General features: G+C 37.4%; 1 protein-coding gene. It reads left to right on the top strand.

Annotated features, from left to right (window positions below; genetic code table 11):
* Positions 1–297 (top strand): aminopeptidase P family N-terminal domain-containing protein (locus CWB80_RS22100; RefSeq protein ID WP_171041580.1); only part of this gene is annotated, 297 nt, incomplete at both ends.

Genomic DNA, 297 nt, shown 5'->3' with positions numbered 1-297 from the left:
AATTTACCTCTCGCCAACAATCTTTAAAACAGGCTTTGAGCAATAAGGGTTTAACGGCGTTACTCGTGTTAGGTCATGAAAATATTCGTTATTTAAGTGGTTTTAGCGGTAATGCTGCTTATGCGTTAATAACTGCTGAGAAATGTGTACTGATAACCGATTATCGCTATTTTGGTCGAGCTCAAGCAGAGTCTATTGGATTTGATGTAGTTAGCAGTGATCGTGATAGCGAAACATTAGGTCAGTGGATAAATCGGTTATTAACTACGAAAAGTAAATTAGGTTTTGATGCCGATT

The sequence above is a fragment of the Pseudoalteromonas sp. S1650 genome (assembly GCF_005887195.1).
In the GTDB taxonomy this organism is placed as follows: domain Bacteria; phylum Pseudomonadota; class Gammaproteobacteria; order Enterobacterales; family Alteromonadaceae; genus Pseudoalteromonas; species Pseudoalteromonas simplex.
This window is presented reverse-complemented; position numbering and strand designations above follow the sequence as displayed.